General features: G+C 37.3%; 10 protein-coding genes. 6 read left to right on the top strand and 4 right to left on the bottom strand.

Annotation, left to right across the window (positions count from 1 at the left end; genetic code table 11):
* Positions 1 to 14 precede the first annotated feature (14 nt).
* From TEPIDINF_RS00230 to TEPIDINF_RS00205, 6 genes are all read left to right on the top strand, one after another.
* Positions 15 to 1,319 carry a YheC/YheD family endospore coat-associated protein gene (locus TEPIDINF_RS00230; protein WP_421691118.1) on the top strand — a complete coding sequence of 435 codons (1,305 nt, stop codon included), beginning with the start codon at positions 15 to 17 and terminating at the stop codon, positions 1,317 to 1,319.
* Positions 1,316 to 1,789, top strand: coding sequence for a GNAT family N-acetyltransferase (locus tag TEPIDINF_RS00225; protein ID WP_082732304.1), 474 nt, complete (start codon positions 1,316 to 1,318; stop codon positions 1,787 to 1,789). Before TEPIDINF_RS00230 ends, TEPIDINF_RS00225 begins: the two co-directional genes overlap by 4 nt.
* A 148-nt stretch (positions 1,790 to 1,937) precedes the next feature.
* Positions 1,938 to 3,545 carry a spore germination protein gene (locus TEPIDINF_RS00220; RefSeq protein WP_068722601.1) on the top strand — a complete coding sequence of 536 codons (1,608 nt, stop codon included), beginning with the start codon at positions 1,938 to 1,940 and terminating at the stop codon, positions 3,543 to 3,545.
* Positions 3,542 to 4,768 (top strand): Ger(x)C family spore germination protein, encoded by a 1,227-nt coding sequence (locus tag TEPIDINF_RS00215; RefSeq protein ID WP_421691117.1) that lies wholly within the window; start codon positions 3,542 to 3,544, stop codon positions 4,766 to 4,768. The genes TEPIDINF_RS00220 and TEPIDINF_RS00215 overlap by 4 nt, the downstream gene beginning before the upstream one ends.
* Positions 4,765 to 4,995 carry a hypothetical protein gene (locus TEPIDINF_RS00210; protein WP_421691116.1) on the top strand — a complete coding sequence of 77 codons (231 nt, stop codon included), beginning with the start codon at positions 4,765 to 4,767 and terminating at the stop codon, positions 4,993 to 4,995. Before TEPIDINF_RS00215 ends, TEPIDINF_RS00210 begins: the two co-directional genes overlap by 4 nt.
* 26 nt (positions 4,996 to 5,021) lie before the next feature.
* Complete coding sequence (locus TEPIDINF_RS00205) at positions 5,022 to 6,110, top strand: GerAB/ArcD/ProY family transporter (RefSeq protein ID WP_068722593.1); 1,089 nt, start codon at positions 5,022 to 5,024, stop codon at positions 6,108 to 6,110.
* Between the two features lie 84 nt (positions 6,111 to 6,194).
* Here TEPIDINF_RS00205 and pflA read toward each other — a convergent pair whose 3' ends face one another.
* The 4 genes from pflA to TEPIDINF_RS00185 form a co-directional block, all read right to left on the bottom strand.
* Positions 6,195 to 6,929 (bottom strand): pyruvate formate-lyase-activating protein, encoded by a 735-nt coding sequence (gene pflA, locus TEPIDINF_RS00200; RefSeq protein WP_421691115.1) that lies wholly within the window; start codon positions 6,927 to 6,929, stop codon positions 6,195 to 6,197.
* A 5-nt stretch (positions 6,930 to 6,934) separates the two neighbouring features.
* A complete protein-coding gene (pflB, locus tag TEPIDINF_RS00195; protein WP_421691114.1) occupies positions 6,935 to 9,181 on the bottom strand; it encodes a formate C-acetyltransferase in 2,247 nt (748 codons plus the stop codon).
* Between the two features lie 24 nt (positions 9,182 to 9,205).
* Positions 9,206 to 11,845: a bifunctional acetaldehyde-CoA/alcohol dehydrogenase gene (gene adhE / locus TEPIDINF_RS00190; RefSeq protein WP_421691113.1), complete on the bottom strand. Its 2,640-nt coding sequence runs from the start codon at positions 11,843 to 11,845 to the stop codon at positions 9,206 to 9,208.
* A gap of 581 nt (positions 11,846 to 12,426) precedes the next feature.
* A complete protein-coding gene (locus TEPIDINF_RS00185) occupies positions 12,427 to 13,710 on the bottom strand; it encodes a glycoside hydrolase family 18 protein (protein WP_068722587.1) in 1,284 nt (427 codons plus the stop codon).
* Positions 13,711 to 13,713: the final 3 nt, after the last annotated feature.

The following is a 13,713-nucleotide window of genomic DNA, read 5'->3' as shown; positions in this document are numbered from 1 at the left end:
AGGGGTATAAATTTATGAATTCATCACATTATGCTTGGGTTCGAGTCTCATCTATCAAACCTTGGAAATTAATCCTTCCTCACTATAATCAAACCGCTAAGATTTCGTCAATGGCCTACACAATCGGCCATAATAACCAAAGTAAATCTTTCATTATCAGTTCTAAAAAAAATGTCTCCGATCTTAGAGGAGCATTCCCTGTACGTGTAATCAAAAAAAATCTTCAATATAAAATTGGTCCAATCGTTGGTATTCTAACTACAAGTGGCTTCAAAACTTTCAGAGGAAATCGAAAGAATTTTATCGACATCATCCAAACAGGGATTAAAACAGGAGTGCTAGTTTATGTATTCACTCCTGAATCAATAGAACAAGGATCAAAAACAGTAAAAGCTCACCTCTATTATCCTGAACAAAAAAAATGGGATTCTGTCTCAATGCCTCTACCAGATGTAGTATATAATCGTATTCCCACAAGAAGAGAAGAACGTTTACCTATCGTTCAACAAACGATTCAATTTTTAGAAACTGAAGGAATTCCCTTTTTTAATCCCCATTTTTTCAACAAATGGTCCCTTTATCAATGGATGGGTGAATCACATGAACTTGCACCGATTTTACCAGATACAGCGATTTTAGAAAGGACTCGTTTACAAAACCTATTAAAAAAGTATCAAATGCTATATCTTAAACCGATTCATGGTAAAGCAGGAATTGGATTTATGAAAGTTCAAAAAAAAGATAACTTATTCAATCTAACGTATCAAGCCCAGCAAATTACCTATCATCAGCAATTTGTTGAATTTAATCACTTATGGAAAAAGGTAAAAAAACTAGCAAATAACAAAGAATATATTATTCAGCAAGGAATCCATTTAAGCACATACCAAGGAAGACCTTACGATATCCGGGTACTTGTTCAAAAAAATGGTAAAGGTCAATGGCATATGACAGGAATGGGTATACGCGTTGCTGGAGAGCAAAGTATTACAACTCATGTACCACAAGGTGGTTATATTCAATCTGTCGATACTGTTTTTCACGAAACCTTTGGCAACGAATTAACTGAGAAATGGAAACATAAAACTGCTCTTTTAACGACAAAAATTGCTCAACACATTGAAAAAAAGGTAGGACATTCATTAGGAGAAATGTCGATGGATTTAGGCATCGATAAAAACGGAGATATATGGTTTTTTGAGGCAAATGCCAAACCCATGGAATTTGATGAACCTAATATTCGTCAAACCTCATTACTCAGATTGTTGCAATATTTTAGATATTTGTCTGGATTTGTTCCAAAAGAGGTGAAATCATGAGAAAGATGAAGATCAATGCCTCTGTACCAGAACGCTTCAAACAACCCTTAATCCGTTTTATCAATAAATATGGGGATGGACATATTACGAGGAAAGCAATAGAGTGGTTAAAGAAAACCCCTTTTCAAAAGCTTAACCAAAGCAATGGCGATCTGATTCACGTCATCTTAGAGGGAAAAAAAATAGTAGGTGTATTGGCCATTGCTCGTTTTGGCCTAGATCAGGCAATCATTGTGGTTCACCCTGAAGTTCGAAATAGAGGGGTAGCCTATCAATTAGTAACAGAAGCGTTAGAAGATATTGACCGATATTATGTTAAAGTGGCCAATGATAATGTACCAAGCTTGAAACTATGCTTTGCCGCTGGGATGAAGGCATTTGACCTAACAAAGGGTCCAACCGGAAAACCAACCTTTGTCTTAGGCATTGGAAACTGGGATGCAAGCGAATGGGCTCAAGAACAAAAATGAGGAGAATTTTGCTCCTTATTTTTGTTTCATTTTCTTTCTATCTATCTAATCACACAGCATGCAGTCAAATAATAGTTTTTAAACGATGCATAATTTACCATGATTCTTACCACACTATAACTAATAAGCATTTTTAGGAAGTGGTCGGATGTCAATCTGGAGATGGATCAAAAAATTACACAGAAATCCCAAGACTTCAAAGCCTGATGCAAATACTCAAACTCAATCTAGTATTCAACCTATCCCTAGTCATCTTGAAAAAGCCATTCAGGAGATTACGACAGATTTAGGGAATAGTCCTGATATTATCGTTCGTCGTTTTATTTTAGGAAAAGAAAAAGAGGTTTCTGCTGCCCTTATTTATACAGACGGTCTTGTTAGTAACGGCGATATCAATGACTTTTTAAAAACCCTATTCACCCAATATCCAAGTGACCAAATCTCCTTATCTCCTATAAATTTTATAAAAGAACACCTCTTAAATATTGGCGATGTGAAAATAGCACAAGACAAAACGCAAATCATCAATGAAATTCTTAGGGGTTCAACAGCAATATTAATCGATCGAGAAAATAAGACGCTGATTGCCAGCACCAAAGGATGGGAAAATCGGGGGGTCACAGAGCCTGATAACCAAGTGGTTTTACGGGGGCCACGAGAGGGTTTTACAGAAAATATCCGCACCAATACGGCTTTAATCCGTAGAAAGATACCTAGTTCTAAGTTAAGGCTGGAACAAATGCGTCTTGGAACCATAACGGAAACAAGTATTGCCATCATGTATATTCAAGGAAATGCAAACCCTGAAATCGTTGAAGAAGTAAGAAGACGACTTATCAAAATTAAAATCGATGGTGTTTTAGAAAGTGGCTATATTGAAGAACTTATTCAAGATGCACCATGGTCTGTGTTCCCAACAGTTTACAATACAGAACGGCCAGATATCGTCGCAGCTCAATTATTGGAGGGAAAAATAGCCATCCTCGTCGATGGAACTCCTTTTGTTTTAATTGTCCCTGTAACCATAGCTATGCTTTTTCAATCTGCCGATGATTATTATATGCGTTCAGGAATGGCTTCATTTTTACGTTTCTTACGGATTATAACTTTTTTAATTTCAATGACTTTACCTTCCCTTTATGTTGCGATCACTACCTTTCACCAAGAGCTATTACCTACAACCTTGCTAGTCAGCCTTGCTGCCCAACGGGAAGGAATTCCATTTCCAGCTTTTATTGAGGCCGTGTTAATGGAATTAACTTTTGAAATATTACGGGAAGCTGGAGTTAGAATGCCAAGAGCAGTGGGACAAGCGGTCTCGATTGTTGGTGCACTTGTATTAGGTACAGCAGCAGTAGAAGCAGGTATTGTCTCAGCAGCCATGGTCATTATTGTTTCAATGACAGCAATTGCTGGTTTTACTACACCCGTCGTAGATATCGCCATCGCTGCACGGCTCATTCGCTTTGTCTTACTTGTTTTAAGTGCAAGCTTTGGTTTATTTGGCATTTTATTTGGTTTAATGGTGATTGTCATTCATTTAGTTGGCCTTCGTTCCTTTGGTATCCCCTATTTAAATGGTATTGCCCCATTTAATCTTAGCGATCAAAAAGATATTTTTGCACGAGTACCATGGTTTATGATGTTAACTCGCCCTCGCTTATTTAGCCAAGCAAATGAAGTGAGGGAAGATACGGAGATGCCTAAACCACCTAAAGGTCATCAACGTATTAATAGGAAGGAAGATCAATCATGAAGAGAAAGAGAAAGAAAATAATGATTCTTCTCATGATGATTATATTCACTTTATTGACGACTGGCTGTTGGAATCGGCGAGAGCTCAATGAAATCGCGATTGTGACAGCTGCTGGTATTGATCCTGGCCCCAAAAAAGGGGAAATCACCTTGGTCTACCAAATTGTAAACCCTTCATCTATCTCAGGAAAGCAAGGGGTAAGTAGCTCAATGACTCCGTTTATCACACTAAAAACTTCTGGAAGAACGCAGTTTGAGGCAATTCGCAAGGCGACAAAGGAAATGTCTAGGAGATTATACTTCGCCCATCTCCAAGCATGGGTGATCGATGAAAATTTAGCAAAAAAAAGCGGTGTCAGAGATTTCCTTGACTTATTATATCGCGACCCGGAAATTCGTGAAGACATTCCAATTTTAATTACAAAAAATTGCAAGGTAGAAAGTGTCTTATCTACCCAATTTCCGATCGACTCTGTTAATGGGATTGCAATTAAAAAGCATCTGGAAAGCACCCAAAAGTCTGGTAGTTTTACTCGTCAAGTGGAGTTAAGAGAATTGATCAATATGTTGACAAGTCCAACAAGGAGTGCAATTGTTCCCTATATCTTTGTCTCGAACCCGATCAATCCAAAAAAGGATACCTTAGAAGCAACACAAGCATCAAAACAGGAATCAGTGATCAAGACTGAAGGATTTGCTGTCTTTAAACAAGATAAGGTGATTGGTTATCTAAATAGCGAGGAAGCAAGAGCAGTTCTTTGGGTAACCGATGAAATTGATAAGACTGTCATCGTTGTCCCCTATCAAGGAGAAGACCATTCGATTGAAATCATAAATTCTAAAACAAAAATAAAAACAACATTGATTCATGGCAAGCCTGAGGTTAACTTAGAAATAAAAATCGATGCCAATGTTGGATCTGTCCTAGGCCCCATTGATTTAACGAAACAATCGGTGATTAAAGACTTAGAGAAGGCTACCAATGCTACAGTCAAAAAGAACATAGAGCATGTTCTGAAAAAGGTGCAAAAGAGCTATAAAGTTGATATTTTTGGTTTTGGTGAAGCCTTTGAACGCCAGCATTCAAAAGAATGGAAAACCTTGAAAAAAGACTGGGAAAAGGAATTTGTCGATTTAACAGTTCATGTTAAAGTGAATACAACAATAGGAGAAATAGGAATGAAAAATAAATCATTCCAAATCGAAATGAAAGGAAATAAATGATGGTTGTAGGATTAGGTTTTTTGATCATCATCATCTCTTACCGACAAGTGAAGAATCTCTTGGTGAAAAAACAAAAGAGGGATGCCTATGTATATCTAGGGTTAATGGCGATTGCAGCTTATCTATCGATTGGTAAAATGTTAGATCTCTACATTCCCAATCCAACCAATGGCTTAAGACTAATTTTTCAACCAATCAAACATTGGATAGATAAGCTATTAAGCTAACTTACTTCTATATGGAGGAACCACTTATGTTAGAAAATGGAGTGATCAATCGGTTTCAACTATGGTTATTAGAGGTTAATTTTACCATTGGTAGTGCTTTGCTGATCATACCTTCAACCATCGTTGCTAAATCAAAGCAAGATGGTTGGATCTCGATGTTCTTAGGAACACTTTTGGCAATTGGTTTAACTTATATTATGGTTTCTTTAGCTGAACAATTCCCAAATCAAACCCTAGTTGGAATTACAGAGACGCTTCTTGGAACAATGTTGGGGAAAGGTATTGGTTTGCTTTATGCTTGGTTCTTTCTCCATCTTTCTGCACTTGTCATGCGGAATGCAACTGATTTTGTCACAACAGCTATTTTCCCTGAGACACCAATGATTCTCTTCAGCATAATGGCGGGAGTATTACTCTATATGGTCATAAATCAAGGAATTGAAGGAATAGGGCGTTCCAATGAATTTTTTTCTCTTTTTACATCAGGAGGATTTTGGATCACCCTCTTTTTACTGATTCCTGAAATGAAATTTAAAAATGTGTATCCCATCTTTGCAGAGGGTTTTAAACCTGTATTAAGGGGGACCGTTCCTACCCTTGGTTTTCCCTTTGCAGAAACGATTGCATTTTTAATGATTCTCCCATTTGTGAATCAACGAAAACGAATCAAATCTGTTTTTATCAGCGGAGTAGTCGTAGGTGGCTTATCTTTATTTTTTGTGGTATTAGGAACGATCCTTGTTTTAAATGTTCGCCCAACCGAAATGTCCCTTTTTGCTACATTTAATATGGCTCGATTGATTGATGTTGGAAGATTTTTAACAAGAGTGGAAGCAGTTATTGCTTTATCCTATATGTTAACGATCTTTATAAAAATGACAATCAGCTTTTATGCGGGAATATTAGTAATCGCTCAGGTGTTCCATTTATCTGATTATCGTCCTATTGCCATGCCATTAGTCTTTATCGTGGTTGCTTTATCTGTCATTCTAAATAAAAATATTGTTGAAACCTTTGAATTTGCTACAACGACATGGACACCTTATGCCCTAATGTTTGGTTTTGTAATCCCATCCATCTTGTTAGCAATCAGCTATTTTAAACAGAAACGATGATAAAAAAAGATAATAGATAAAGAAGGAAAAAAAGAGGAAGCCAGTTTAAATCAGGTTTCCTCAACTAATGCTTCGTTTTTTTGTTTACGATACAACCAATTGATTTGTGACTTGAGGAACGAGGATTTGTTCTGCTCTTTTTACTTGTTCCTCTGTTGGTGGTTTCACACCAGGCAATGGTTCTGGTAAACCAAGTTTTTCCCATTTGTATTTTCCCATTGTATGATATGGCAATACTTCTACCTTTTCTACGGATGAGATTGTATTGATAAATGCTCTTAAAGCTTGAAGATCTTGGATTCTATCGGTGATTCCAGGTACAAGCACATGACGAATCCAAAAGGGGATTTTTTGCTCATGTAAATACTTTGCTAATTGTAGAGTCCATTCATTAGAAACCCCTGTAATCTGCAGATGCTTTTCCGCTGAGATATGTTTGATATCTAGTAAAACTAAATCGGTATAAGCGAGGATTTCTTTGGCATCTTCCAAGCAAACAAACCCTGATGTATCAATTGCTGTATGAATTCCCTCTTCTTTACAACGCTTCAGCAATTCGATAACAAAATCTTTTTGCATGGTGGCCTCTCCACCAGAGATGGTAACCCCTCCATTAGAAAATTTCATATAGGGGATGTATTTTCTAATGTCTTTCATTAACTCTTCTACTTCGGTTTCTTTTCCATCTTTCAACTGCCATGTATCAGGATTATGGCAATATTGACAGCGAAGAGGACAGCCCTGCATAAAAACGACAAATCTGATACCAGGACCATCAACAGTCCCACAGGTTTCTACAGAATGAATATACCCTTTCATTGCTATCACATACTTTCGTGAAATGTTCGATGAATGACATCTAATTGTTGTTCTCTAGTTAATTTGGTAAAGTTGACCGCATATCCAGATACACGAATCGTTAATTGTGGATATTTTTCTGGATGATCCATTGCATCTAGTAATAATTCTCGGTCAAAGACGTTTACATTCACATGGTGCCCTCTTTGATAAGCATAACCGTCTAAGAGCGCAACTAAATTGGAATTACGACTTTCTTCTTCTTTTCCCAGTGCTTTTGGCACGATCGAGAAAGTATAAGAAATTCCATCTTGAGAATGTTCGTAAGGTAGCTTGGATACCGAGTTGAAAGAAGCTACAGCACCTTTTATATCTCTGCCATGCATTGGATTTGCTCCTGGTGCAAAAGGTTCTCCTGCTTTTCTTCCATCAGGCGTATCCCCTGTTTTCTTACCATAGACGACATTGGATGTAATGGTTAAAATCGACATGGTTGGTAATGCGTTACGATAAGTTTTATTTTGACGTAATTTATTCATGAACCTTTCCACTAGCTCTGAAGCTATGCTGTCAACACGTTCATCGTCATTTCCAAATTTAGGATAATCTCCTTCAATTTGATATGAAATCGTTAAGCCGTTTTCATTACGTACAGGTTTTACTTTTGCATATTTAATCGCAGATAAAGAGTCTGCAACAACGGAAAGCCCGGCGATTCCACATGCCATCGTTCTTAAGATATCACGGTCATGTAATGCCATCTCAATCCGTTCATAAGAATATTTATCATGCATGTAGTGGATTACATTTAAAGTCTTCATATAAAGATTAGCTAGCCAATCTAATACTTTGTCATAACGTTCCATCACAGTATCAAAATCAAGTACTTCGTCGACAATTGGCTCAAAATAAGGCCCAACTCTCTCGCCACTCTTTTCGTCGATTCCACCATTGATCGCATAGAGTAATGCCTTTGCAAGATTTGCCCTTGCACCAAAGAATTGCATTTGCTTTCCTATCCTCATGGCAGATACACAGCAAGCAATCCCATAATCATCACCATATTCTGGTCGCATGATATCGTCGTTTTCATATTGGATGGAACTAGTATCAATCGAGACTTGAGCACAGAATTTTTTAAAGTTTTCTGGTAACTGAGTGGACCATAATACCGTTAAATTGGGTTCTGGTGCAGGTCCCAAATTATATAAGGTATGAAGAATACGATAAGAGTTCTTGGTAACTAAATGTCTACCGTCCTCACCGATTCCACCGATGGATTCCGTTACCCAAGTTGGATCACCACTAAAGAGTTCATTATACTCTGGAGTACGGAAAAATTTAACGATACGAAGCTTAATAACAAGTTGGTCAATCATTTCCTGAGCTTCTTCTTCAGTGATCAACCCATTTTGAAGATCTCTTTCAAGATAAATATCTAAGAAGGTTGAAATTCTGCCAATACTCATAGCTGCCCCGTTTTGCTCTTTAATAGCCGCTAAGTAACCAAAATAAAGCCATTGTATTGCTTCTTTTGCATTGGTTGCAGGTTTTGAAATGTCATAACCATAAGATAATGCCATTTCCTTTAATTCTTTTAATGCACTAATTTGCTCCGTTAATTCTTCGCGAAGACGAATCGTATCTTCAGACATAAAGTCATCTTCTGTTGCCGCTTTTTCTTGTTTTTTCTGTTCGATTAAGAAATCGACTCCATATAATGCCACACGACGATAATCCCCAATAATTCTGCCTCTACCGTAAGCATCTGGTAAACCGGTAATAATCCCAGTTTTTCTTGCCTTTTTCATTTCTTCTGTATATGCATCAAATACCCCTTGGTTATGGGTTTTACGATACTTCGTAAAAATCTCCTGAACCTTTTCATCCATTTCATAGCCATAGGCTTCACAAGCAGCCTCAATCATGCGAATACCGCCCGTTGGATGAATAGAACGTTTAAAAGCTTCGTCAGTTTGTAATCCTATAATCACTTCTAAATCTTTATCGATAAATCCTGGACCATGGGAGGTAATCGTAGATGGGGTTGCCGTATCAACATCTAGTACTCCCCCATTCTTTCTTTCTTGTTCGATTAAAATAAATACTTTGTCTAATAGTTTCTTAGTACGATCAGATGGCCCTGCTAGAAAACTTCCATCCCCATCATATGGTGTATAGTTCAATTGAATAAAGTCTCTAACATTCACCTCTTCCATCCATTTACCTGCTTTAAATCCAGCCCAAGCTGGAATTACTTTTTCACTGATCATTAGTATTCAGCCCCTTTTAAAATCTTATACAATTCCTTTTCCTTGAAAAGCCTCTCGGTAAATCGTTGCTAGTTCACTTACAAGTGGATATCTTGGATTTGCTGTTGTACATTGATCTTCAAACGCTTTTTCTGCTAACTCTTCCACTTTCGCTTCGAATGTTTTCTCATCGATTCCTGCTTCTTTAATGGTGAGTGGCATATTTAATTCTTTTGCTAACTGAATAATGGCTTCAATTAAACTTTGCACTCCTTCTTCTGTTGTTCTCGCTTTTAATCCTAGCATTCTAGCAATTTTAGCATATCTTTCATTGGCAATAAAGTGATCGTATTTAGGAAATGAGACAAATTTAGTTGGCTTTGTTGCGTTATAGCGAATCACATAGGGAAGAAGAATTGAATTTGCCTTACCATGCGCAATATGGAATTCTCCACCTAATTTGTGAGCTAAGCTATGATTGATACCAAGGAATGCGTTAGCAAACGCCATACCCGCGATACAAGAAGCATTATGCATTTTTTCTCTGGCCACTTTATCATTGGGATTGTGGTAGGCTTTTGGTAAATATTCAAAGACTAATTGGATTGCTTTCATTGCAAGTGCATCCGTATAATCATTCGCCATCACCGAGACATATGCTTCAATCGCATGAGTGAGTACGTCCATACCAGTATCGGCTGTTACACTCTTTGGTACTGTCATCACAAAATCTGGATCAATAATCGCAACATCTGGTGTTAATTCATAATCTGCAAGTGGGTATTTAATATTATTTTTCTTATCTGAGATCACCGCAAAACTAGTTACTTCTGAACCTGTACCTGATGTTGTTGGAATAGCAACCAATTTTGCTTTTTCACCAAGTTTAGGGAACTTATAAACTCTTTTTCGAATATCCATAAACTTTTGTTTCATATGCTCGAATTTTTCTCCAGGATATTCATAGAATAGCCACATGCCTTTTGCTGCGTCCATTGCTGAGCCACCACCTAGAGCAATAATCACGTCTGGTTGGAATTGACGCATCAATTCGGCTCCTTTTAAGACGGTTTCTACAGATGGATCTGGCTCTACTTCAGAGAAGATTTCGCTATGCACGTAATTTTGTCGTTTTCTTAGATAATATAAGACCCGATCCACATAACCTAATTTCACCATCATGGGGTCAGTTACGATTAATGCTCGAGAAATCTCAGGCATTTTTACTAGATATTGAACAGAACCACTTTCAAAGTAGATTTTGGATGGAATTTTGAACCATTGCATATTTACTTTTCTCCTAGCTACCTTTTTAACATTAATTAAATTGACAGAGGATACATTATCTGTTGTTGAATTCGATCCATAAGTGCCACACCCTAAGGTTAAGGATGGAATATTGACATTATAGATATCCCCAATCGCTCCATGAGTTGATGGTGCGTTAACAATGAGTCGGCCTGTTTTAATTCGACTAGCAAATGCTTGAATCACTTCATCATTTTGACTATGAATCACAGCAGAGTGACCCATCCCGCCAAACAAGACCATTTCTTCAGCTCGCTTAATTCCTTCATCCACATTTTTTACTTCATAGTAAGCAAGAATTGGGCTAAGCTTTTCTCGAGAAAGGGGGTATTCTTCTCCTACTCCCTCTAGCGGAACAACTAACATCTTGGTTTCTTTTGGTACTTGAATGCCTGCTTGCTCTGCAATGTTTATAGGTGATTGACCAACAATCGATGCATTTACTGCACAAGTGGTTGGATTGATTACAAGTTTCTCAAGTTTTTTTATTTCTTCTTTGTTTAAGAAGTAGCAATGATTTTCCATCATATATTGTTTAACCGTTTTTGCTATTTCCTGATCTACAATAACTGCTTGTTCAGAAGCACAAATCATTCCATTATCAAAGGTCTTGGAAAGAATTAAATCGGTTACCGCTTGTTTAATATTGGCTGTTTTTTCTATATAACAGGGTACATTACCTGGTCCCACACCTAATGCAGGTTTTCCTGTACTATAAGCAGATTTGACCATCCCTGAACCACCTGTTGCTAATACAAGCGCAACGCCTGGATGATTCATTAATAATTGTGTTGCTTCAATCGAAGGCGTTTCGATCCATTGAATACAATCTTTTGGAGCACCAGCTTTTACTGCTGCATCCCGAACAACTGTTGCAGCTGCTACGCTACATTTCTGTGCAGAGGGATGAAAAGCAAAGATAATTGGATTTCTTGTTTTCAAAGAGATAATTGCTTTAAACATCGTTGTAGATGTTGGATTGGTTACCGGTGTAACCCCTGCGATAACACCCACTGGTTCTGCTACTTTAAAGTAGCCTTCTAGTTCATTTTCTTCGATGATCCCTACCGTCTTGTCATACTTGATACTGTGGTAGATGTATTCTGTAGCGAACAGATTTTTAATGATCTTATCTTCATAAATTCCTCTTCTAGTTTCCTCAACTGCCATTTTAGCAAGTGGCATATGTTGATCTAATCCAGCTAAAGCCATTTGCTTTACAATCTCATCAATTTGTTCTTGATTCAATTTCATCATTTCTTGTAAAGCAATTTTAGCGTTTTTTACTAATTCATCAATTGTAGTCTGAACCATCTCTTTCCCTTCATCTTGCATCTTTTCATTTTGATGATTTGCTTTCTCAAGCACTTTTTCCATTATGCTCTCCTCCATTTTTAATGTGAATAAATACACAATAAATTGTAACAAGCAAAAGAATTAAAATGTTCATTTGTTTCTAAAATATTAAATAAACCTACTTATAACAACAACTTATCAACTATAAATGGCGCCTTCAAATTTATATAGGTTTAATTATTCTGTTTTATTGTGAAATATTTCACATGTTATTGTTGTTTTTATCTTAATATGTATTAACTCTATACACAAAGTTGATTTAACGAAATTAGAGCAATTTATCTTCTATTTAAACCGTTTACACTCGTTTTCTTTTTATTTTTGATGGATCATGTTTGTTCACCATTTGTTCAATATATAGCCCATAATAGTATAAGAAAAGGTTTGTATATTCCATCGCGCTCCGTCATCCGTGCCCTTCTATGAATAAAGATTACGGAGAGAAGGGCACTTCTGAAGGCACACAAAGTGTACAAGTCGTGCTACACAGCTAAAGCTGCTAGTCACGCTATGTCGCAGCTTATGGAATATACAAACCCTTAAATGACAAATGGAAGAAAGTTTTTATAGCTTCAGGATTCACTGAAGAAATAAGGTAATGATTATCTTTTGGTGATATTGAAATTATCCTCTAGAAGCAGCCAATTTTGCGGGAAGGAAAGTCCCAATTTCCAATAACTAATTCCTCTTAGCCCTAATTGTTTGATTAAGTCAAATTTAGCTTGAATACTCCTTGCATCCTCAAACCATACTTCATGTTCTCGTCCTTGATCATCAACATATTTAAAAAATGGGGCTTGGGCACGGGTATCATATTGTATCGCTACATTTTCCCTCTTAGCCAATTCAATCGCTTGCTGAGGGCTTAATGCTCTTGCTGCTTCTCCACCATACCTAAAGGGGGCTCGCCAATCATAACCATATAAGTTCTGCCCTAACATAATCTTTTTGGCAGGCATTTCTGTTAAAGCATATTGGATCACTTGACGAACTGGTCCAATAGGGCTAACTGCCTGTGGTGTACTATAAGTATATCCCCATTCATACGTCATGGGAACGGAAAAATCAACGATTTGACCATGAGCTCTATAATCGTGTGCAGTATACCAAGCACCTATTTGTGCCGCACTTGTTTTTGGGGCTAACGCCGTAGATAATAAAAAGCCAGCTGGTTTTAGTCTGCTTTGAGCTCTTCTTAAAAACTGGTTGTATGCCTCTCGATCGTTCGGATCAATAAATTCAAAATCGAAATGGATATCCCTGAAACCTAAACGATTAGCAGTATTGATAATATTACTAAGGAAACGATTAGATATGCTCTCATTCGTAAATAAAATATGTGCTAGCTCCTTGCTAAATTGTCCTGCTTCTTGATTTGTAACAACTAACATATTCGTAATCCCTAAAGAGCGGGCAATGTTAGGAATATCATCGAGTGGAGGCGGAGTCAATGAACCGTCTCGATTTGCCCTAAAACTAAATGGTGCTAAATAAGTTAAGTACCTCCCTACCCTTCTTACTTCTTGTCTTTGGGCAGGTGTAATTCGTTCCCTTGGTTCAAGGTAAGCATTGACTTCAATCGTAGGTTTTGGTCTTGGGGGAATATATAACCTAAAACCAATAGGAAGTATTGTTGTTAGTGATATCCGATTAACTCTTGCCAGCTCACTAGGACTAATATTATAACGTCGTCCAATACTATACAAAGATTCGCCAGGTTGAACCCAATGGTATCTTCCAACAATTGGAATAACCAATGCTTGCCCTACGACTAATCGGTTAGGATCGGGTATTTCATTGGCCACAGTAATCGCTTGAGCAGTCGTATTAAATGCTTGAGCAATTCCAAATAATGTTTGACCTCTACGAACAACATGGATCTGCAATCT

The sequence above is a fragment of the Tepidibacillus infernus genome, assembly GCF_048898065.1.
GTDB classification, from domain to species: domain Bacteria; phylum Bacillota; class Bacilli; order Tepidibacillales; family Tepidibacillaceae; genus Tepidibacillus_B; species Tepidibacillus_B infernus.
The sequence above is the reverse complement of the archived record's forward strand: the minus strand, read 5'-3'. Positions and strand labels throughout refer to the sequence as shown.

Bases quoted from the DNA above. Each gene is read 5' to 3' on its own strand.
- TEPIDINF_RS00230 (WP_421691118.1), top strand. From the start codon at position 15: ATGAATTCATCACATTATGCTTGGGTTCGAGTCTCATCTATCAAACCT.
- TEPIDINF_RS00225 (WP_082732304.1), top strand. From the start codon at position 1,316: ATGAGAAAGATGAAGATCAATGCCTCTGTACCAGAACGCTTCAAACAA.
- TEPIDINF_RS00220 (WP_068722601.1), top strand. From the start codon at position 1,938: ATGTCAATCTGGAGATGGATCAAAAAATTACACAGAAATCCCAAGACT.
- TEPIDINF_RS00215 (WP_421691117.1), top strand. From the start codon at position 3,542: ATGAAGAGAAAGAGAAAGAAAATAATGATTCTTCTCATGATGATTATA.
- TEPIDINF_RS00210 (WP_421691116.1), top strand. From the start codon at position 4,765: ATGATGGTTGTAGGATTAGGTTTTTTGATCATCATCATCTCTTACCGA.
- TEPIDINF_RS00205 (WP_068722593.1), top strand. From the start codon at position 5,022: ATGTTAGAAAATGGAGTGATCAATCGGTTTCAACTATGGTTATTAGAG.
- pflA (WP_421691115.1), bottom strand. From the start codon at position 6,929: ATGAAAGGGTATATTCATTCTGTAGAAACCTGTGGGACTGTTGATGGT.
- pflB (WP_421691114.1), bottom strand. From the start codon at position 9,181: ATGATCAGTGAAAAAGTAATTCCAGCTTGGGCTGGATTTAAAGCAGGT.
- adhE (WP_421691113.1), bottom strand. From the start codon at position 11,845: ATGGAAAAAGTGCTTGAGAAAGCAAATCATCAAAATGAAAAGATGCAA.